The organism is Yonghaparkia sp. Root332, assembly GCF_001425665.1.
Taxonomy (GTDB): Bacteria; Actinomycetota; Actinomycetes; order Actinomycetales; family Microbacteriaceae; genus Microcella.
This window is the reverse complement of the sequence record NZ_LMCX01000002.1, coordinates 520,234-540,178: the sequence shown is the minus strand read 5'-3', so window position 1 is coordinate 540,178 and position 19,945 is coordinate 520,234. Positions and strand designations below refer to the sequence as shown.

At 73.8% G+C, this 19,945-nt stretch carries 15 protein-coding genes; 5 read left to right on the top strand and 10 right to left on the bottom strand.

Translation table 11 applies throughout. The features are described 5' to 3' along the window. The first annotated feature begins 196 nt into the window (after window positions 1-196). Window positions 197-1,132 (top strand): ROK family protein, encoded by a 936-nt coding sequence (locus ASC54_RS10195; RefSeq protein WP_055860726.1) that lies wholly within the window; start codon window positions 197-199, stop codon window positions 1,130-1,132. A gap of 21 nt (window positions 1,133-1,153) precedes the next feature. On the opposite strand, the gene ASC54_RS10190 is transcribed toward ASC54_RS10195, so the two are convergent. The 5 genes from ASC54_RS10190 to lepA all read right to left on the bottom strand — a co-directional run bounded on the left by ASC54_RS10190 (window position 1,154) and on the right by lepA (window position 6,557). Continuing rightward, window positions 1,154-2,452, bottom strand: coding sequence for a CynX/NimT family MFS transporter (locus ASC54_RS10190; protein ID WP_055898860.1), 1,299 nt, complete (start codon window positions 2,450-2,452; stop codon window positions 1,154-1,156). Between the two features lie 73 nt (window positions 2,453-2,525). Then, window positions 2,526-3,482, bottom strand: coding sequence for a bifunctional riboflavin kinase/FAD synthetase (locus tag ASC54_RS10185; RefSeq protein ID WP_055898857.1), 957 nt, complete (start codon window positions 3,480-3,482; stop codon window positions 2,526-2,528). Then, window positions 3,479-3,913 (bottom strand): hypothetical protein, encoded by a 435-nt coding sequence (locus ASC54_RS10180; RefSeq protein WP_055860718.1) that lies wholly within the window; start codon window positions 3,911-3,913, stop codon window positions 3,479-3,481. The genes ASC54_RS10185 and ASC54_RS10180 overlap by 4 nt, the downstream gene beginning before the upstream one ends. A 14-nt stretch (window positions 3,914-3,927) precedes the next feature. Then, entirely contained in the window at window positions 3,928-4,683 is a 756-nt protein-coding gene (locus ASC54_RS10175; protein ID WP_055898854.1) for a DUF1990 family protein, read from the bottom strand. 2 nt (window positions 4,684-4,685) lie between these two features. Then, a complete protein-coding gene (gene lepA, locus ASC54_RS10170) occupies window positions 4,686-6,557 on the bottom strand; it encodes a translation elongation factor 4 (protein WP_055860712.1) in 1,872 nt (623 codons plus the stop codon). Between the two features lie 300 nt (window positions 6,558-6,857). Between lepA and rpsT the strand changes: the two genes are divergently transcribed. Further along, on the top strand, window positions 6,858-7,118 hold the full coding sequence (rpsT, locus tag ASC54_RS10165) for a 30S ribosomal protein S20 (RefSeq protein WP_055860708.1): 261 nt from the start codon (window positions 6,858-6,860) through the stop codon (window positions 7,116-7,118). 415 nt (window positions 7,119-7,533) lie between these two features. Here rpsT and holA read toward each other — a convergent pair whose 3' ends face one another. From holA to ASC54_RS10140, 5 genes are all read right to left on the bottom strand, one after another. Then, window positions 7,534-8,586 (bottom strand): DNA polymerase III subunit delta, encoded by a 1,053-nt coding sequence (gene holA / locus ASC54_RS10160; RefSeq protein WP_055860706.1) that lies wholly within the window; start codon window positions 8,584-8,586, stop codon window positions 7,534-7,536. A 92-nt stretch (window positions 8,587-8,678) separates the two neighbouring features. Further along, entirely contained in the window at window positions 8,679-11,216 is a 2,538-nt protein-coding gene (locus ASC54_RS10155; protein ID WP_055898851.1) for a ComEC/Rec2 family competence protein, read from the bottom strand. After that, window positions 11,213-11,950: a ComEA family DNA-binding protein gene (locus tag ASC54_RS12680; RefSeq protein ID WP_082515040.1), complete on the bottom strand. Its 738-nt coding sequence runs from the start codon at window positions 11,948-11,950 to the stop codon at window positions 11,213-11,215. The genes ASC54_RS10155 and ASC54_RS12680 overlap by 4 nt, the downstream gene beginning before the upstream one ends. Before the next feature lie 61 nt (window positions 11,951-12,011). Beyond that, window positions 12,012-14,699, bottom strand: coding sequence for a leucine--tRNA ligase (gene leuS / locus ASC54_RS10145; RefSeq protein WP_082515039.1), 2,688 nt, complete (start codon window positions 14,697-14,699; stop codon window positions 12,012-12,014). Beyond that, window positions 14,665-16,128 (bottom strand): anthranilate synthase component I family protein, encoded by a 1,464-nt coding sequence (locus tag ASC54_RS10140; RefSeq protein ID WP_055898845.1) that lies wholly within the window; start codon window positions 16,126-16,128, stop codon window positions 14,665-14,667. The genes leuS and ASC54_RS10140 overlap by 35 nt, the downstream gene beginning before the upstream one ends. 11 nt (window positions 16,129-16,139) lie before the next feature. Here ASC54_RS10140 and ASC54_RS13000 point away from each other — a divergent pair, with 11 nt between their 5' ends. The 3 genes from ASC54_RS13000 to ASC54_RS10125 all read left to right on the top strand — a co-directional run bounded on the left by ASC54_RS13000 (window position 16,140) and on the right by ASC54_RS10125 (window position 19,842). After that, on the top strand, window positions 16,140-17,051 hold the full coding sequence (locus tag ASC54_RS13000) for an aminotransferase class IV (protein WP_055898842.1): 912 nt from the start codon (window positions 16,140-16,142) through the stop codon (window positions 17,049-17,051). Window positions 17,052-17,133: 82 nt separating this feature from the next. Further along, entirely contained in the window at window positions 17,134-18,834 is a 1,701-nt protein-coding gene (locus ASC54_RS13085) for a DUF2510 domain-containing protein (protein WP_235451450.1), read from the top strand. A gap of 189 nt (window positions 18,835-19,023) precedes the next feature. Then, complete coding sequence (locus ASC54_RS10125; RefSeq protein WP_055860689.1) at window positions 19,024-19,842, top strand: DUF2510 domain-containing protein; 819 nt, start codon at window positions 19,024-19,026, stop codon at window positions 19,840-19,842. Window positions 19,843-19,945: the final 103 nt, after the last annotated feature.

Here is a 19,945-nt window from a genome sequence, read left to right as displayed (position 1 = left end):
GTGACGTCGTGAGGTCGATTCCCGATCCGCCCCGAGGGCGGCACCGCTCCAGGCTAGGCGCGGTCGCGCGCCGGGACCAACATATGATGCGCGCCTGCTCACATGAGCATCCGACCGTCCGGTGCCGCGCGCGGCGCTCGATACGCTGTCCCTCTACACCCCCCGCGCGGCCCCGCGCAGCAGGAGAGGACACCCCGTGACCGACTACGCCCTCGCCGTCGACCTGGGAGGAACGAAGGTGGAGGCCGCACTCGTCGACGCCGCCGGGCGGGTCCTGCCGGGATCGCGTCATCGCCGCCCCACGGGCGCGACGTCCACGAGCGGCGAGCTCGCGGCATCCGTCACCGAAGCGGTGGAGAGCGCGCTGGAATCGGCCAGCAGCCCCGGCGTCGAGCTGCTCGGCGCGGGGATCGGCTCGGCCGGCCCCATCGCCGGCCGCACGGGCAACGTCTCGCCCCTCAATCTCGCCGCCTGGCGCGACTACCCTCTCGGCGAGCTCGTCGCCGACCTTCTGCCCGCCTCGCTGCCCGTCACGCTGCGCATGGACGGCATCTGCATCGCCCTCGCCGAGGTGTGGGTCGGCGCCGCGCAGGGCGAGACGAACGTCATGGGCATGATCGTGTCGACCGGCGTCGGCGGCGGCGTGATCCTCGACGGGCGCGTCATCACCGGCCGCAGCGGCAACGCCGGCCACATCGGCCACGTGCAGGTCGCGGGCTTCGACGACGCGTGCGCGTGCGGCGCGAGCGGATGCCTCGAGGCGGTCGCCTCGGGACCGCGGACCGTCGCCTGGGCGCGCGCGCAGGGCTGGTCGGGCGCGACCGGCGAGGAGCTCGCCGCCTCCGCGACCGAGGGGGATGCCACGGCGCGCGCCGCCATCGAGCGCTCGGCCGGGGCGGTCGGCCGGGCCATCGCGTCGGCCAGCGCCCTCGTCGATCTCGACGTCGTCGCGATCGGCGGCGGATTCAGCCACGTCGCGGACGACTACATCGACCTCGTGCAGGCCGCCGTCGCCGGCCACAGCGACTTCGGGTTCGTCACGAACACGCGCGTCGTCCGCTCGGCTCTCAGCGGCGAGGGGCCGCTCATCGGCGCGGCCGCCCTCGTGCACCAGTCGCACCGGGTCGACTGACGACGTCCGGCGCTGGCGCGGTCAGAGCCCTCGGCGCTCGAGCTCGTCGTCGATGGTCTCGCCCGAGCGCAGGAGCGGGATCGCGACGAGCGTCGAGAGGGCCGCGAGGAGCAGGATGACGATCGCGGGCATCCAGCTGCCGGTCGCGGTGCGGAGCAGCCCGAGTCCCAGTGGGGCGACCGCGGCGACGCCGTAGCCGATCGCCTGCACGAAGCCGCTCACGGTGACCGCGCGGTGCGAGGTGCGACTGCGCAGCGAGATGAGCGCGAGGCACATCGGGAAGAGGATCTGCCCGGCGCCGAGGAGGATCATCCACAGCGGGGTCGCGAGGGTCGGCGCGAGCGCGAGGCCGAGGAAGCCGACCGCGAACGACGCGACCGACCCCACCATGATCGGCGCGGGCGAGCGCAAGCGCGCGGTGACGACCGGCGTCGCGAGCGACAGCGGGAGCCCCACGATCGCGAAGAGGCCCAGGAGGGCGCCGGCGCGGCCGGCGTCGAGCCCCGCGAGATCCTGCAGCAGCAGGGGCATGAGCGCGAAGATCGAGTACGCGGTGACGCCCGAGATCGCGAACGGGATCGTGATCCCCCACACGACGCGCGAGCGGGCGAGGCGGCCGAACTGGCGCGTGTCCGTCTCGTCGACCGGGTCGGCCGCGATGTCGCCGACCGCGTCCTGCGCGTCGGCCGGGGCCGCCGGCGCCGGCGCGTCGACGATCGTCACGGGCTCCGTGATGACGGGATGCGGCGGTCGCATCGCGAGGACGACCCACGGCACGAGCGCGAGCACGCCCGCCGCTCCCCACATCGCGAGCGACAGTCGCCAGCCCGCCGCGTCGGCGACCGGCACGGCGATGAGCGGGGGAAGCGCCGTCGAGATCGACATCATGGTCGCGTAGGCGGCGGTCACCGCGCCGATGCGACCGGGGGCGTAGCGCTTGACGGCGGGCGGGAGCAGGATGTTGCCGAACCCCGCACCCATGAGCACGAGCAGCGTGCTCGCCAGCAGGCCGGGGTAGTCGAGCGAGGCTCCGCGCAGCAGGTGGCCGACGATCATCGCCACGACGGCGGCGAGCAGCGCCCGCTCGAGCCCGATGCGGTGCGCGACCCAGGGGGCGACGATCCCCGCCACCGCGAAGGCGACGGGGGGCACGACGCCGAGCAGCCCGATCGCGGCGGCGTCGAGCGGGATCTCCGCGTCGATCCGTCCCGCGATGGGCGAGAGACCGGCGACGGCGGTGCGGATGTTGAGGGCGATCAGTACGATGCCGAGAACGCCGAGAAGGCGTCCGCCGCGGGGCGAGAGAAGGCGTTCGGGCACCAGGCGACTCTACTGCCGGGCGCGGGCCGTCGAGGGCGCGGCGACGGCGGTCAGCGCCGCGCGGCGACGGCGGTCAGCCGGCCGCGGCCGCGCCGGGAACGCCGAGGACGCCGCGGATCTCCTGCTCGTCGCGCCCCATCTGGGTCGCGAGCGCGTCGGCGGACTCGAACTTCCGCATGCCCCGCATCCACCGCACGAACTCGAGCTCGACGGTCTTGCCGTACAGGTCCAGCGCGACGTCCATCGCGTGAGACTCGACGGTCTTGTCGGGCACGTCGCCGAAGGTGGGGTTGTTGCCCACGCTCGTCGCCGCCGGGTAGCGCACCCCGTCGACGTGGAGCCACGTGGCGTACACGCCGTCGGCCGGGATGTACCCCTCGGCGTTGTGCGCGAGGTTCGCGGTCGGGTAGCCCAGATCGCGGCCGCGCTGATGGCCCGGCACGACGAGCGAGCGGATGCGCGGGTGCCGCCCGAGGGCATCCGTCGCCGCGTCGAGCCGGCCGGCGTCGAGCGCCTCGCGGATGCCCGTCGAGGAGACCCGTCGCCCGCCCTGCTCGCACACGTCGTCGACGAGCGAGACGGTGAAGCCGAACCGCTCGCCCTCCTCGCGGAGCGACTCGACCGAGCCGGCTCCGCGCGCGCCGTAGCGGAAGTCGGTGCCGACGACGACCTCGATCGCGCGGAGCCCGTCGACGAGGACGTGCTGGACGAACTCGTCGGGGCTCCAGCTGGCGAAGTCGCGAGTGAAGGGCATCACGACGACGAGGTCGGCGCCCGCCTCGACGAGCGCCTCGGTCTTCTGCGCGACGCTGAGGAGCGGTGTCGGCGCCCGCTCGGGGGCGAGCACCGCAGCGGGGTGGCGGTCGAAGGTGACGACGACGACCCGGGCGTCGCCGGCGCGCTCGCGCATGCCCGCGATCACGGCCCGGTGGCCGCGGTGGACGCCGTCGAACTTGCCGATCGTGACGATCGAGCGGACCTCGTCGAGCGGCAGTTCGGCGAGGCCGTCGAGGACGCGCGCGTCGCTCATCGCGCCCCCTCCGTCACGGCGGCGGCGCGGCGGGAGCGGTGGACGCGGCGCAGCCAGAGCAGACCGAGGACGGGAAGCACGAGGGGGATGAACAGGTACCCCTGGCCGAAGCGCGACCACACCGTGTCGTCGGGGAAGAGCTCGGGGTCGACGAGGCTCGCAACGCCAACGGCGAGCACGCCGACGAGCTCGACGACGATCGCGACGACGGCGATGCGGAAGGCCGTGGCGCCGCGCGCGACGAGCGCGACCGTCGCGACGACGTAGACGACCGCGGCCGCGGCGGAGAGCGCGTACGCGACCGGCGCCTCGGCGAGCTTGGTCGCGATCTGGTAGCCCGAGCGACCGGTCGCGGCGAGAGCGAGCACGGCGTAGACGACGACGAGAACGCGGCCGATGCCGGACGCGGTCGGGCGGGGTTCCTCGGTCACGACTTCAGCGTAGGTCAGGAATCCTGAGGGTCGACGTCGCGCTCGGCGGGCGCGATCGCCGGGCCGGGGTCGGTCGGCTCGACGGCGAGACGCTGGGAGGGCAGAGGGCTCGCCCCGGGGATGGGCGCCGAGAGGGCCCGGAGGAAGCGCTGGGCGATCCGGCGCCGGGCGACGCCGAGCGCGGGGTTCGCGAGCGCCCAGCCGGGGCTCGCGGCACGCGCGAAGCTGCGCACGGTCAGCCAGATGCCGCCGTCGGACTCCCGCTCCAGCAGGAACGACTCCTCCCCCGACAGCGGATGCCCGGGGAGCGTCCCCACGGCGTAGAGGACGCGATCGGGGCCCTCCTCGCGCAGCACCACGCGGCCCGGAAGCGGATACAGCATGCGTCCCCCGAGCGCGGGGCCGACGATCACGGTGTCGCCGGGCCGCACGTACCGCTCGCCGGAGGGCGAGAACTCGTCGTCGGGCACCTCGAGCGTCGCGGCGCCCACGGGCTGGCCGGACTCGTCGTAGCTCACGGGCAGGTAGTGCGCGGCATCCTGCTCGCCGGCAGCGGGGATGATGCGGACCGCGAGACCCGCACCGCGGTAGACGCCGCCGGTCAGGAGGCGCTCGACGGCGTGCTCCCAGCGGGCGTCGCCGTGGCCGACGCGGCCGCGCACCTCGAGCGGTCGGTAGCCCTTGGGCGGATACTGCAGGAGGTCGACGGCCTGCGTGCCGCCCACCGACCCGTAGGTGACGGTGCGCTGCTCGAGAGGTCGGCGGGCCACCGCTACTTCTTCTCCTTGGCCTTCTCGGTGTCGCCCGAGAGCGCGGCGATGAACGCCTCCTGCGGGACCTCGACGCGACCCACCATCTTCATGCGCTTCTTGCCCTCCTTCTGCTTCTCGAGGAGCTTGCGCTTGCGGGTGATGTCACCGCCGTAGCACTTGGCGAGCACGTCCTTGCGCATCGCGCTGATCGACTCGCGGGCGATGATGCGGGCGCCGATCGCCGCCTGGATGGGCACCTCGAACTGCTGGCGCGGAATGAGCTTCTTCAGGCGCTCGGTCATGAGCACGCCGTAGGCGTAAGCCTTCTCACGGTGCACGATCGCGCTGAACGCGTCGACCGCCTCGCCCTGCAGCAGGATGTCGACCTTCACGAGGTCGGCCTCCTGGTCGCCGGTCGGCTCGTAGTCGAGGCTCGCGTAGCCGGCCGTCTTGCTCTTGAGCTGGTCGAAGAAGTCGAAGACGATCTCGCCGAGCGGGATCGTGTACTTGATCTCGACGCGGTCCTCGCCGAGGTAGTCCATGCCGATGAGGCTGCCGCGGCGGCTCTGGCAGAGCTCCATGATCGTGCCGACGTAGTCCTTCGGGGCGAGGATCGCCGCCTTCACCATGGGCTCGCTCACGCTCGCGATCTTCGCCCCCGTCGGGAACTCGCTCGGGTTCGTGACCGTGAAGTGCTTCCTGTCGTCGGTCGTGACCTCGTAGGTCACGCTCGGCGCGGTCGAGATCAGGTCGAGGCCGAACTCGCGCTCGAGGCGCTCGGTCACGATCTCCAGGTGCAGCAGGCCGAGGAACCCGCAGCGGAACCCGAAGCCGAGCGCGACCGAGGTCTCGGGCTCGTAGTTGAGGGCGGCATCGGAGAGCTTGAGCTTGTCGAGCGCCTCACGCAGGACGGGGTAGTCGCTGCCGTCGATCGGGTACAGCCCCGAGAAGACCATCGGCTTGGGGTCGGTGTAGCCGGGGAGGGCGTTCGCGGCCGGCTTCTGCGCATTGGTGACGGTGTCGCCGACCTTCGACTGGCGGACATCCTTCACGCCGGTGATGAGATAGCCGACCTCGCCGACGCCGAGACCCTTGCTCGGAACCGGCTCGGGGCTCGAGACGCCGATCTCGAGGAGCTCGTGCGTCGCGCGCGTCGACATCATCTGGATGCGCTCGCGCGGGCTGAGCTTGCCGTCGACCATGCGGACGTACGTGACCACGCCGCGGTAGGCGTCGTAGACGGAGTCGAAGATCATCGCGCGAGCGGGGGCGTCCGGGTCGCCGACCGGAGCCGGGATGAGCTCGACGACGCGATCGAGCAGCGCCTCGACCCCCTCGCCGGTCTTGCCGCTCACGCGCAGCACGTCGGCCGGGTCGCCGCCGATCAGCTGGGCGAGCTCGCGCGAGTACTTCTCGGGGTCGGCGGCCGGGAGGTCGATCTTGTTGAGCACCGGGATGATCGTGAGGTCGTTCTCGAGCGCGAGGTACAGGTTCGCGAGCGTCTGCGCCTCGATGCCCTGCGCGGCGTCCACGAGCAGGATCGCGCCCTCGCACGCCGCGAGGCTGCGGCTCACCTCGTAGGTGAAGTCGACGTGGCCCGGGGTGTCGATCATGTTCAGGGCGAAGGTCTGCGGCTTCGCGCCCTCCTGCGGCAGGGCCCAGGGCATCCGCACCGCCTGGCTCTTGATCGTGATGCCGCGCTCGCGCTCGATGTCCATGCGGTCGAGGTACTGCGCGCGCATGTCGCGGTCGCTGACCACGCCCGTGATCTGCAGCATACGGTCGGCGAGCGTCGACTTGCCGTGGTCGATGTGCGCGATGATGCAGAAGTTGCGGATCAGCGTCGGGTCGGTGGCCGCGGGGGCGAGCGGCGTGAGGGCGCGAGGAGACATGTCGCGCCATTCTCCCACGCCCGCCGCGGGGCGCGATCACGCACGGGATGCCCGGGGCCGGGCATCCGCGCCGGTCGCCTCGCGCGCGCCCTCCGCGACGCGCCCCGCGCGCGATTGTCGCGGGCGCTCGCCTGCTGGTAATGTTGCCTGTTGGCTTGCGTGTCAGGAAGCCCTCTCTCTTCCGACACGGATTGCGGCTGGGATTTCGCCACAGCGGTTGTGCTCGTTATCAAGCGCGTTCGCACGGCACCCCACCCCCGGCCGCCACACTCACACCGACCGCATCGAAGAAAGACAGTCATGGCGAACATCAAGTCGCAGATCAAGCGCATCAAGACCAACCTCAAGGCGCAGGAGCGCAACAAGGCCGTCAAGAGCGAGCTCAAGACCGCCGTGCGCCGCACGCGCGAGGCCATCGCCGCGGGCGACAAGGCCGCCGCCGCCGAGGCTCTCGTCGTCGCGACGAAGAAGCTCGACAAGGCCGCCAGCAAGGGCGTCATCCACAAGAACCAGGCGGCGAACCGCAAGTCGGCCATCGCCAAGCAGGTCGGCGCGCTCTAGCCGCACCCGCCCCCGCACGTCGGGCGCCGCGCGCGCCCCGCTCGAAGCCCCGCTCCGCCCGTCGGCGAGCGGGGCTTCGTCGTGCGCGGGGCTGTGGTGCGCGGGCCTCGTCGCTCGCGGTGCTGCGTCGTCAACAACTCAGGACGAGCGGGGCGCCCTCGCACTGCGCGCCGCGAGCGGGCGGGGTGCGGGGGGTCGACCGCGCACGGGTTGGTCCTGAGTTGTTGACGCGGGCCGGCTCACGCGCCACGGGTGTCGACAACTCAGGACTAGCGGCGCGCGCGGCCGCGTGAGGCCTCGCGCTGCACGAGGCGGGCGGCCGCTCGCGCGCGGTAGTCCTGAGTTGTTGACACGCTCGCGGCCGCGGTCGTCCTGAGTTGTTGACGCGCGCGGGGGCGCGCGGGTCGGGGTGCGGTCAGGCGGGCGGGAGGCCCCGAGCCGCGACCGTGCGCACAAGGGTCTCGAGCGAGTAGATGGGGTCGCGGGAGGCTCCCTTGACCTGCGCGTCGGCGTCGGCGACGGCGAGGATGGCGCGGCCGAGGCCCTCCTCCGTCCAGCCCTGCAGGTCGCGGCGGGCGCGGTCGATCTGCCAGGGCGCGAGCCCGAGCTGCCCGGCGAGCTGCCCGCCCGAGCCGCGCGAGCCGCCGACCTTCGCCATCGTGCGCAGCTTCATCGCGAAGGCAGCGACCATCGGCACCGGATCGGCTCCCGTCGCGATGGCGTGCCGCAGCAGTGCGAGCGCCTGCCCGTGCTGCCCGGCGATGGCGGCATCGGCGACGGCGAAGGCGTTCGTCTCCACGCGCCCGCCGTAGTACTTCTCGACCGTCTGCGGCGTGATCTCGCCCTCGGTGTCGGCGACGAGCTGCTGGCAGGCGCTCGCGAGCTCGGCGAGGTCGTCCGAGAACGCGTTCACGAGGGCTCGCAGAGCGGAGGGTGCGATCGCGCGGCCCGCGTGCCGGAACTCCGCGGCCGCGAAGTCGGCTCGGTCGGAGTCTCGCTTGAGCTCGGTGCAGACGACCTCGATGCCGGAGCCCTGGCCCGACCGGATCGCGTCGAGCATCTTCTTGCCGCGCATCCCCCCGCCATGCCGCAGGAGCACGACCGTGTCGTCAGCGGGCGAGGCGAGGTAGTCGAGCACGTCCTCCAGGAACGCATCGCTGCACTTCTCGACGTTGTCGACGCGGATGAGGCGCGGCTCGCCGAAGAGCGACGGGCTCGCCAGGGTCAGCAGCTCACCGGGCGCGTACCCGTCGGCGCGCAGGTCGTGCACCTCGAGGCTCGCGTCCTGCGCGCGCAGGGCATCCCGCAGCACACGGCTCGCCCGGTCGGCGAGGAAGGCCTCGGGGCCCGTGACGAGGACGACCGGCGCGGGCCGGATCTCGTGCCACGACAGCTGCGGGATCGACGCCTTCGCCTTCGCCGACGACGCCTTCGCGCTCGAGGTGCCGCGCGAGCGGGGAGCGGGCATGGTCCTCCTCGAGGGCGGGTGGGCGGATGCCGCGGGCGCGTTCTCGCCGGCCCTGCGGCCGTGCGCCGGCCCCGTTCGCGGCACGCATCAGCCTAGTCCGCGGCACCGACCTCCCCGGGGTCGGCCACGGCCCCGCGCTCGGTCCAGACGCGCCATCCGGCGCCGTGCGCACAGTCGCCGTCGGAGCCGCCTCCCGAATCGCCGCCGGACTGCCCGTTCGACGCTGCGCCCGACCCTCCGCCCGACCTCCCGCCGAGACCGGCACCCCAGACCCTGCCCGTGCCAGGAGCGATCAGCACGAGCCCGAGCCGGTCGCTGCGCAGCGCCGCTCCCCCGCTGTCGGCGAGCATCGCGAGGGCCTCCTCCGTCGGGTGGCCGTAGGTGTTGTCGGCGCCCACCCCGATGAGCCCGAGCGTCGCGCGCGCCTCGGCGTACACCTCCGCGCTCTGGTCGTTCGATCCGTGGTGGCTGACCTTGACGACGTCGACGGGCGCGATCCGCACGCTCGCGCGCAGCGACTCCTGCGCGTCGCGGCCGAGGTCGCCGAGCGCGAGCATGCTCGGGCACGCGCACTCCCCCGCACTGCGCCACTCGAGGACCAGGCTCGCGCCGTTGCCGGGCGAGACCCCGCGGTGGTCGGGAGGCCACAGCGCGCGCCAGCCGTAGTCGCCGTGCCTCCCGGAGTCGCCCGCCGTGACGTGCTCGACCACGGCTCCGCCGGCGACGAGGGCATCGAGCACCGCCTCGTCGCGCGCTCCGTCCGTCGGACCCACGAGCGCCGCACCGACTCGGCCAACGACGGCCTCCACCCCGCCGACGTGGTCGGCGTCGAAGTGCGTCAGCACGAGCAGGTCGATGCGGCCCACACCGAGCTCGTCGAGGCAGGCGGCCAGCGCGTCCGGCTCGGCGCCCGTGTCGGTGAGAGCGACGCGCCCGGCCGATCGCACGACGACCGCATCGCCCTGCCCCACGTCGCACTGCGCGATCACCCAGTCGGCGGGGCGCCCCAGCCGCCCCAGCGCATCGGCACCCGCTGTCGCTCCTACGATCACGACGAGCACCGCGGTCGTCGCGAGCGCCGCGCGCGCCCGCAGGCGGTCGCCGGCGATCGGTGCCGGGACGCCCGCGGCGACGAGAGCGCCGACCGTCAGCCCCGCGAGGAGAAGGGCTCCGATCGCGCCCTCGGGCCACGGCATCGTCGCACTCGGGAGGCCGCTCGTGACCCGCGCGGTGCCCGCGATCCAGGTCGCGGGCACCCACGCGAGCCCCGCGAGCGCGGTGGCGAGCCAGGGCAGCGCGGGGGCGATGAGGCACGCGGCCATCCCGACGATCGTCGCGACGGGGGCCGCGGGTGCGGCGAGGATGTTGGCGACGACGCCCATCAGAGGGAGCTCGGGCGCGAGCAGCACGAGGACGGGCTGGCAGGCGAGCTGTGCGGCGAGCGGCACGGCGATCCACAGCGCGATCGCTCGCGGCATGACGGCCGCGAGCCGGGCCGCGAGCGGGCCGGAGAGCACGAGGAGCGCACCTGTCGCGAGCACGGAGAGCGCGAAGCCGTAGTCGCGAGCGATCCAGGGGTCGAGCACCAGGATGCCCAGCACCGCCGCACCGAGCACGGGCAGACCGCGCCCGCCTCGGCCGGTCGCCAGGGCGAGCAGCACGACCGCGGCCATCACGGCCGCGCGCACGACGCTCGCCTGCGGCGTCACGAGCACGACGAACCCGCCGAGCGCGACGAGGGCTGCGCCGACGCGAGCCGCGCGCGGCCACCGGCCCAGCGCCCCGAGTCCGAGCACGAGACCGACGACGATCGCGCAGTTGGCCCCGGAGACCGCGGTGAGATGGCTGAGCGAGGATCGCTTCATCGCCGCGTCGAGCTCGGCGTCGATGGCCGAGGTGTCGCCGATCGCGAGCCCGGGGAGCAGCGCGGCACCCGGCCCGGGGAAGGTGCTCGCCACTCCGAGGAAGCGCTCGCGCAGGGCATCCGCGCCCGCCATGAGAGGCGGCGGCCGCCCGGCCGCCTCGAGTGCGCCGAGGGGCTTCGCCAGCGCCACCCGGTCGTCGCCCGCCTCGAGCGGTACGAGGCGCACGAGGCCCTGCCAGCGCGACCCGAGGGCTGCGCGCTCGGCGGGCTCGAACCCGAGGAGGACGACCGGGACGCGAACCTCCCGCATCGACTCGGTCTCGGGCGGCGCCGCCCCACCGGCGAGCTCGGGGTCGGCGCCGCCGCCGACGCCAGCGGGTCGCGGGCGGAGCGCGACGACCGTCGCGTCCGTCGCCGAGGAGGACCCGCCGACCGCGGCGACCGTCTCGTCGAGCGCGACCACGACCTCGATGGGCGCGCCCGTATCGAGCGCGCCGGCGAGCACGGCCGGCTGGCGGAGGGGCTCGTGCAGCGCGATCGCGAGCGCGACGACGGCAATCGCGACGAGGGGCAGGATGCCCGCCTCGAGCGCCCGGACCGTCCGGCCCCCCGCGAGAGCCGACGCCACGCCGAGCAGCGACGCGAGCACGGCGACCGCGGCCGCGCCGGCGACCGGACCGGCGGCCCCCGGAATTCCGACGAGAAGGATCGCCGCGACCCAGGCCCCGGCAGCCGGCAGGGCGAGGCGCAGATCGGTCGCCGTCACACCGTCACCTGGTCGCGGAAGCCCGCGAGGGTCTTCTCGCCGATGCCCGAGACCGCGAGCAGTTCGTCGACCGCGCGGAACGGCCCGTTCTGCTCGCGCCAGGCGATGATCCGCGCGGCGAGGGCGGGCCCGACGCCGGGCAGCGTCTCGAGCGTCGCGGCATCCGCCGCGTTGAGGTCGACGAGTCCGCCGGCAGCGCTAGGTGGCCCCGCACCGCCCGAGCCTGCAGCGCCGCCCGGCGCCGCACCTCCCGGACCGGCCGCGCCCGCGGGGCCGCCGGGAACGACCTCCCCCACCGCGGGCACGTACAGCTGCTCTCCGTCGACGAGCGCGCGGGCGAGGTTGACGCCCCCGAGGTCCGCGGTCTCCAGGGCGCCGCCGGCCTCTGCGATGGCGTCCATGACGCGGTCGCCCGGTCGCACCTCGACGATGCCGGGCTCACGCACCGAGCCGAGCACGTGGACGATGACGGCGGCCTCGGAGGGCCGGGGGGCTCCCTCGCCGACGCCAACGTCGACCGAGGAGGAGGACGATGATGAGGAGGACGGCGCCGCGGACGGCACCCCGCCGACGACGCTCGTCGAGCCTCCTGGCACCACGAGCGCTCCGATGACCGCCGCGGCCACGCCGAGGAGGGCGAGCACGATCGCGGCCCCGACCGCGGCGCGCAGGCGCGGACTGCGCCGCGGCGGGCCCGCGCCGAGGTCGTCAGGCGCTTCCGGATCTCCGCTCACGCGGGAAGGCTAGGCACCCTCCCGACGGCGCGGCACCGGATCCGGCGATCCGGGGGACGGATCAGCCCCGGGTCGCGATGTTGACGACGCGCGGGGCGCGGACGATGACCTTGACGATCTCGCGGTCGCCGATCGAGCGGATGACCGCCTCCGACCCGCGAGCGAGCGCCTCGAGCTCGTCGCCGCCGATGTGGGGGGAGACCTCCAGACGGTCGCGCACCTTGCCGTCGACCTGGACGACGGCGGTGACCGAGTCCTCCACGAGCAGCAGCGGGTCGGGCTTGCGCCAGCCGGCGAAGGCGACGAGCCCGTCGCGCGAGGTCGTCGAGCCGCCACCACTGCCGTCGGCCGCCGGAGCGACGCCGTGGCCGAGCCGCGCCCACATGTCCTCCGCCGTGTACGGCGCGAAGAGCGAGAGCGCGATCGCGACGGCCTCGACGGCCTCGCGCACGGCGGGGTCGCCCGCTCCGGGGCCCGAGTCGACGGCCTTGCGGATGGCGTTGACGAGCTCCATCGTGCGCGCGACGGCGACGTTGAACTTAAACGCCTCGACGAGCGGCGGCACTTCGGCGAGGAAGCGGTGCGTCAGGCGGCGCAGAGCCACGTCTCCCTGGGCGAAGTCGACTCCGACGGGCGACGTGACCTCGCCGGCGAGCCGCCAGGCCCGCGCGAGGAACTTCTGAGAGCCCGTGACCGACACGTCGCGCCAGTCGATGTCGTCCTCCGGCGGGCCGGCGAACGCCATCGTGAGGCGCACGGCGTCGACGCCGAAGCTGTCGAGCTCCTCGGTGAAGTAGACGAGGTTGCCCTTCGACTTCGACATCTTGGCGCCGTCGAGGATCACCATGCCCTGGTTCAGCAGCGCGCTGAACGGCTCGGTGAAGCTCACGTAGCCCATGTCGAAGAGCACCTTGGTGATGAAGCGCGCATAGAGCAGGTGGAGGATCGCGTGCTCGACGCCGCCGACGTACTGATCGACGGGCGCCCACTTCTCGGCCTCGCGCGGGTCGAAGGCCTGCGTGTCGTCGGTCGGCGAGAGGAAGCGCAGGAAGTACCACGACGAGTCGACGAAGGTGTCCATCGTGTCGGTGTCGCGGCGCGCGGGGCGGCCGTCGGGCGTGGTCGTCTCGACGAACGAGGCGACGCTGCCGAGCGGCGAGGTGCCCTTGGGCTTCATGTCCATGCCCTCGGCGTCGGGCAGGCGCACCGGCAGGGCGTCCAGCGGGACGGGCACCTCGGTGCCGTCCTCCGTGTACATGATGGGGATGGGCGTGCCCCAGTACCGCTGCCGGCTGATGAGCCAGTCCCGGAGCCGGTAGGTCTTCGCGGCGCGACCGGTTCCGCGCTCCTCGAGCAGCTCGATCGCGCGCCGGATGGCGTTCGACTTCGACAGCCCGTCGAGGGGACCGGAGTTGATCATGCGGCCGTCGCCCGTGAGCGCCTCGCCCGTGACCGACGGGTCGAGCTCGGGGATGTCGCCGGACTCCATCATCTCCGGCGTGATGACGGGGATGGCGCCCGTGACGGGCGCGAGGGTGTCGACGACCACGCGCACGGGCAGGTCGAACTGCCGCGCGAAGTCGAGGTCGCGCTGATCGTGCGCGGGTACGCCCATGACGGCTCCGTGGCCGTAGTCGGCGAGCACGTAGTCGGCCGTCCACACGGGGATCCGCTCGCCGCTCACGGGGTTGACTGCCCAGCGGTCGAGGAAGATGCCGGTCTTCTCGCGCGAGGTGTCCTGCCGGTCGATCTCCGATTTCTTCTGCACCTGCTCCAGGTAGTCCTGGAAGCGCATGCGCACCTCGGGGCTCGATCCGGCGGCGAGCTCGGCGGCGAGGTCGCTGTCGGGGGCGACGACCATGAAGGTCGCGCCGAAGAGCGTGTCGGGGCGCGTCGTGAAGACCGTGACGGGGCTGTGGTGGCCCTCGATGACGAAGTCGACGTCGGCGCCGACCGAGCGGCCGATCCAGTTGCGCTGCATCGTCAGGACCTTCGAGGGCCAGGAGCCCTCGAGCTGGTTCAGGTCATCGAGCAGGCGGTCGGCGTAGTCGGTGATCGCGAAGTACCACTGCGTGAGCTTCTTCTTCACCACGACGGCGCCCGAGCGCTCGGAGGTCCCGTCGGGCAGCACCTGCTCGTTGGCGAGGACCGTCTGGTCGACCGGGTCCCAGTTGACCCAGCTGTCCTTGCGGTAGGCGAGCCCCTTCTCGTACATCTTCAGGAACAGCCACTGGTTCCAGCGGTAGTACTCGGGGTCGGAGGTGTGCAGCACGCGCGTCCAGTCGAACGACGCGGCGTACCTCTTCATGGAGGCCCTCTGCTGGGCGATGTTGTCGTACGTCCAGCCGCGCGGGTCGACGCCGCGCTTGATGGCGGCGTTCTCGGCGGGGAGCCCGAAGCTGTCCCACCCGATGGGGTGCAGCACCTGGAAGCCCTGCTGGCGCCAGTACCGCGCGACGACGTCGCCGAGCGCGTAGACCTCCGCATGGCCCATGTGCAGGTCGCCCGAGGGATACGGGAACATGTCGAGCACGTACTTCCGCGGCCGGGCGTCGGTCGGGTCGTCGACCGAGAAGGGCTCGAGGTCGTCCCAGATCGGGGTCCAGTGCGCCTCGATGCGCCGGAAGTCGTAGTCGTTCTCGGCGCGGTCGTCAGGGGTGCGGTCGGCGGCGGCTCGGGCGTCGTTCGGGCGGTTCTCGGTCACTCGTCCGAGCTTACTGGGGGCCGACGGGGAACTCGGGCGGGGCATCCGCCTCATCGCGCACGCCGAGGGCGCGCTCGAGAGACCGGGCCTTCAGGCGCATCTCGGCGACCTCCGCCTCGGGGTCGCTCAGCGCGGTGATGCCGCCGCCCGCGCCGAGCGTCGCGACCCCGTCGGCGATGAGGATGCTGCGGATCACCATCGCGAGGTCGGCCGCGCCGTCGGCGGCGAGGTAGCCGAACGCGCCGGAGTAGACGCCGCGCGGCGCCCCCTCCCAGCTCGCGAGGAGCTCGATCGCGCGCCGCTTCGGGGCTCCCGTCATCGAGCCGGCGGGGAAGCACGCGGCGACGGCGTCGAGCGCGTCGAGCCCTGCGCGCAGCCGCCCCTCGACCGTCGAGACGAGCTGGTGCACCTGGGCGTACGACTCGACCTCCAGGAGCCCGGTCACGACGACGGAGCCGAGCTCGCTCACGCGCGAGAGATCGTTGCGCATGAGGTCGACGATCATGAGGTTCTCGGCGCGCTCCTTCTCGCTCGCCTCGAGCTCGGCGACGAGCGCGGCGTCGGCGGCGAGGTCGGAGCCGCGCGGGCGAGTGCCCTTGATGGGGCGCGTGCGGGCGCGCAGCCCGCCGCCCGCATCGAGCTCGACGCGCAGGAAGGTCTCGGGGCTCGCGCTCACGAGCGTCGCCGCGCCGATGCGCAGCAGGGCGCCGTGATGCGCGGGGCTCGCCCGGCGCACGCGCCGGTAGAGCTCGATCGCGTCACCCGGGTCGTCGACCGTCGCGCCCGAGGTGAGGCACAGCTGGTACGCCTCCCCCTCGCGGATCGCCTCCTGGCACCGACGCACGAGCTCCGCGTAATGCGCGTCGTCGTGGCGCCAGCGGGCGGCGCGCGGCGGCGGGTCCGAGACGGGCGGGGCGGATGCCCGGCGTGCGTCGTCGACGAGCGCGACCATGCGCTGCCGCCACACTTCGAGCTCGCCGCTCCAGCCCTCGCCGTCGGCGTCGAGCGCCACGAGCTCGAGCGACTCCGCAGCGTGGTCGATCACGAGGCCGCGATCGACGGCCAGCCACGATGCCCGGTGGGCGGGCGGCGTCGCGGGGGCGGGCATCCCCATCGTCTCGTCGCGGAGCTCGTACCCGAACCAGCCGACCAGGCCGAGCGGCGGGGCCGGGGCGGCGGGCGCCGCGGGCGCAGGCGCGGGCTCGGGCGCGCTCGCGCGGTCCGCGCCGCGCATCGTGGCGAGGGTCGCGCGCAGCTGCGGGAGGACGGGAGCATCGGCGTCGAGCACGACGCGCTCCCCGTCGGCGGAGAGGAAGGAGCGGCCGGTGCGGGCTCCGACGCCGGAGTCGAGCCAGACGAGGTCGGCGGCGGGGTCGTCCGCGACGAGGGCGAGCAGAATGCGCTCGGCGAGCTCGGACGCAGTCGCCGTGCCGGTCGCGGGCGCGAGTCGGTGCCGCAGGAGCCCGTGACGCATACGCTGATCCTATGAGCGCGAGCGCCGAGCACCCCGAGGAGGGGCTCCGACACTGGCGCGGGGGCGCGGCGCCGGACGACGTCTGGACAGCCGTCGACTGGTGCGACGTGCACGCGGGGCCCCTGCTCGCGGCCGACTCCTGGCGCGTCGTCGACGGTCGCGTGCGCGGGGTCGACCGGCACCGCGCCCGCTTCCTCGCCGCGATCGCGCCGTTCCGCTCCGACGGCGGGGCGTTCTTCGACGAGGTCGTCGCCGCGCTGCCCCGGACGGGCGACTGGTTCCCCCGCGTGGAGCTCCGCGCCCGCGGCATCCCCGCCCCGACCGCGCCGACCGTCCCCGCCCTCGGCGCCGCGACCGGGCTGAGCCTGCGTCTGCGCCCCACGCCGCCCACCGCGGAGGAGGTCGTCGTCGCGACCGCTCCCCACGATCCGCGCACGCGGCCGCGGGTCAAGGGCCCCGACCTCGACGCGCTGCAGCGGCTCCGCACGGCCGTCCAGCCGCTCGGGGCGGGCGAGGCGATCATCCTCTCCCCCGAGGGACTCATCGTCGAGGGCGCCTACTCGGGCCTCGTGTGGGTGCGGCCCGACGGCGCTCTCGTGCACCCGAGCGCGAGGCTCGAGAGGATCCCGAGCGTGACCGCGGGCATCCTTCTCGCGGCGGCCGCGGCCGACGGCGCCGTCATCGAGGCGACGGATGCCCGCCCGCACGATCTGGACGGCTGCGAGCTGTGGGTGCTCAGCGCGCTGCACGGTCTCCGGGTCGCGACCTCGTGGGTCGATGGTCCGGCGCTCGTGCGCGTGCCGGGGCGCGCCGAGCGGGCACGACGCCGGCTCGATGACGCGGCGACCCCGCTGCCCGGGCCGCCGTCGGCGACTCCGTCACCCGGTGCCCCCCGACAGGGGTACACCCACTCTGGGGGCTGACGGACCCTCCCTTTCCGAGCCGACCGACCCATACACTGAACCCAGCCGGCCTCGGGGTCCGGCCTGATGAGGGGGCAGAACGGTGTCGGAGGACGAATACGGGCGGGTGCCTGCGGGGTGGTACCCCGACCCGCTCGGTCTGCCGCAGCTGCGGTGGTGGGACAACCACGCCTGGACCGAGCACGTCTCCGATGCCCGCCAGCCCATGGTCGCCCAGCCCGCGCCCACGACCTTCGCCGACGATGACGAGCTGCCCACGCGCCGCGCGCGCCGCAGCGCCGAGTCGGCAACCGATGCCGGCGAGACCATCGACGACCGCCCGCTCGCGCACGTTCTCAAGGCACTTCCCGCGCCGACGACCGTCTCGATGCCCGCTCTCGTCGAGCCCGACATCGCCGCCCCGTCCTTCGCGCCCGAGCCCGTCGTCGAGCCCGTCGTCGAGCCGCTCATCGCGCCCGAGCCCGAGTTCTCGAGCCCGCAGTCGTTCACCGCCGCGCCCGCCTTCGGCGCTGACCCGTTCGCGGCCGACCCCTTCGCCGCCTCCGAGCCCGCCCCGTTCACGCCGCAGGCCACCACGACCCCGCCGCCCTTCGCCACCGAGCAGACGGCCGCGCCGCAGCCGGCCGCGCAGTCGGCGCAGCCGGCGCCTCAGCAGTCCGCCCCTCGCACCGAGGCCCCGCGTCCGGCTGCGAACCCCGGCTTCGACATCCCCACGAGCGAGTCCGCGATGCGCGACGCGCAGTGGATCCCGATGCAGGAGCCCCGCGAGCAGCAGCCCGCGAACGCGCCCGGCCCCGTGTCGGCCGCGAGCGCCGTCAACCACTCCTCGCCCGGCTCCGTGCCCGGCGCCCCCTCGCACGGCGGGTGGCAGCCCTACGGCGGCGACCCGCGCTCGGCGCAGTCGGCCGGCCACTACTCGGCCGCCCAGACCTCCGCCCCCCACCCGCAGGAGCAGTGGGGTGGGAGCCCGTACTACGCCCAGCACGCGCTCTTCCAGGATTCCGCGCCGCAGCATCCCTCGGCCGCCCGCTACGGCTCTGCGCCCGGCACCGGCAGCGCCGCCGGCTGGGGCTCCGTTCCGGGCGCTCCGCAGTACGTGCCGTACGTCGCCGAGTCGCCCGTCGCCGCCATGCGGCGCGGAGGGATGATGCCCGGTGCCGCCGGACCCGTCCCGCACGTGCACACCGGTGCCGCCTGGGCGATCGCGCTGCTGCCGATGGTGCAGCTGCTGCTGAGCCTGCTCGTCGTGGCCGCGTTCACGAGCGGACTCGACCTGCCGATCATCACGGCGATCTGGCTCGCGCCGATCCCCGTCGTCATCGCGCTCGCGTACTTCGACCAGCGGTCGCTGAAGCGGCGCGGCATCGACCGCCCCGCCGGCTGGTGGTGGTCGATCATCGGAGCGCCCGTCTACCTGATCATGCGCGCCGTCAGTCTCGCTCGCTACTCGGGCGCCGGCTTCGCGCCCGCCGCCGTCTTCCTCCTCCTCGTGGGGCTGCAGGTCGGCGCGATCGTCGCGGTTCCCGGCCTGCTGATCTCGGCCGTGCCGCAGCTGTTCGCCGACGAAGCGTCGAACTCGATCGAGCTGAACGCCCGCAGCATCGGCACCGCCGCCGAGGTCACCTGCTCGGGCACCCCGCCGCTCTTCATCGGCCAGCAGTACCGCTGCCCCGCGGTCAACGCCGATGGGACGACCTTCGTGGTCACCGTCAGCCTCCAGCGCGCCAACGGCTGGATCACCTGGCAGGTCGACGACTGGGGCGTGTACAGCCTCACCGAGTGATGAGACCGGGCCGCGTCACGCTGCAGACGCATCCGAGGCCCACCGCAACACCGCAGCACAGCACGGCACAACCGAATATCTGCAGCACACGTCGCGTGGGACCCGAAACGTCGCGACAGCGCCTCGCACACCCGTGCGAGGACGGGTTCCACACCGGTCGGGGGACCGGTACGACACCTGGGGGAAGTCATGAGCATCACCGCACCGTCCCGCGTACCCGCGGGCTGGTACCCGGATCCGCTGAGCCGAACCGGCTCCGAGCGTCGCTGGTGGGACGGCGACAAGTGGACCGAGTACACCGCGCCCGTCGCCGTTCTCAGCGAGGTCGTCGAGACCGTCGTGCAGTCGTCGACCGGCCCGGTCATGATCCACGGCTCAGCCGCGACGCCCACGGCGCGCGAGTCGGCGCGGATCGCCGAGTCCATGCCGCTGCACACGATCGTCACGGCCTCGAGCCCGACGTGGGACGAGCTGCCCCGCGTCTCCGCCGCGACGGTGTTCTCGCCCGACATCGTGCTCTCCGACGTGGTGCCCGCCGAGTTCCAGGACGCCTACGTCGCCCCGGTCGCCCGCCCGCGCATGGCCGACACGTTCGCCTCGCGCGTCAACACGAGCGCGGTGTGGCTCTTCGCGCTCCTGCCGATCATGCACGCGGCCTCGCTGTACTACGCGATCACGGGCCTCCCCGAGGCGGCCCCGCTGTCGAGCGTGCTCATGCTGCTGGCGCTGCCCTTCGTGCTCTACGCGGCGCTCGCTGCGCGCGACGCCCGGGCGCTCGGCGACGACGGCCACCTGTCGACGGCGCCGTGGGGTCTCGCGCTCATCGCTCCCCCGGTGTACCTCGCCGTGCGCGGCGTCCAGGTCTCGCGCGCGACGGGGTCCGCTCCGTGGCCGCTGTTCTCCTGGGTGCTCGTGCAGGCCGCGGTCGTCGGCGCCTGGTGGTTCGTCTCGCCCGAGACGCTCGCCGCCCTGCCGAACCTCATCACCGTGCCGAGCCTGCTCGGCTGAGGCCCCGGGCGCGGCGTCCCCCCGACGCGCCCGGCCACTCCCCGAAGAACGCGCAGGCGCGCGTCCCCCCGACGCGCCCGGCGCATCCCCCGCTTCGAGCTCA

Bases quoted from the DNA above. Each gene is read 5' to 3' on its own strand.
- ASC54_RS10185 (WP_055898857.1), bottom strand. From the start codon at position 3,482: ATGAGCGACGCGCGCGTCCTCGACGGCCTCGCCGAACTGCCGCTCGAC.
- lepA (WP_055860712.1), bottom strand. From the start codon at position 6,557: ATGTCTCCTCGCGCCCTCACGCCGCTCGCCCCCGCGGCCACCGACCCG.
- rpsT (WP_055860708.1), top strand. From the start codon at position 6,858: ATGGCGAACATCAAGTCGCAGATCAAGCGCATCAAGACCAACCTCAAG.
- holA (WP_055860706.1), bottom strand. From the start codon at position 8,586: ATGCCCGCTCCCCGCTCGCGCGGCACCTCGAGCGCGAAGGCGTCGTCG.
- leuS (WP_082515039.1), bottom strand. From the start codon at position 14,699: ATGCCCCGCCCGAGTTCCCCGTCGGCCCCCAGTAAGCTCGGACGAGTG.
- ASC54_RS10140 (WP_055898845.1), bottom strand. From the start codon at position 16,128: ATGCGTCACGGGCTCCTGCGGCACCGACTCGCGCCCGCGACCGGCACG.
- ASC54_RS13000 (WP_055898842.1), top strand. From the start codon at position 16,140: ATGAGCGCGAGCGCCGAGCACCCCGAGGAGGGGCTCCGACACTGGCGC.
- ASC54_RS10125 (WP_055860689.1), top strand. From the start codon at position 19,024: ATGAGCATCACCGCACCGTCCCGCGTACCCGCGGGCTGGTACCCGGAT.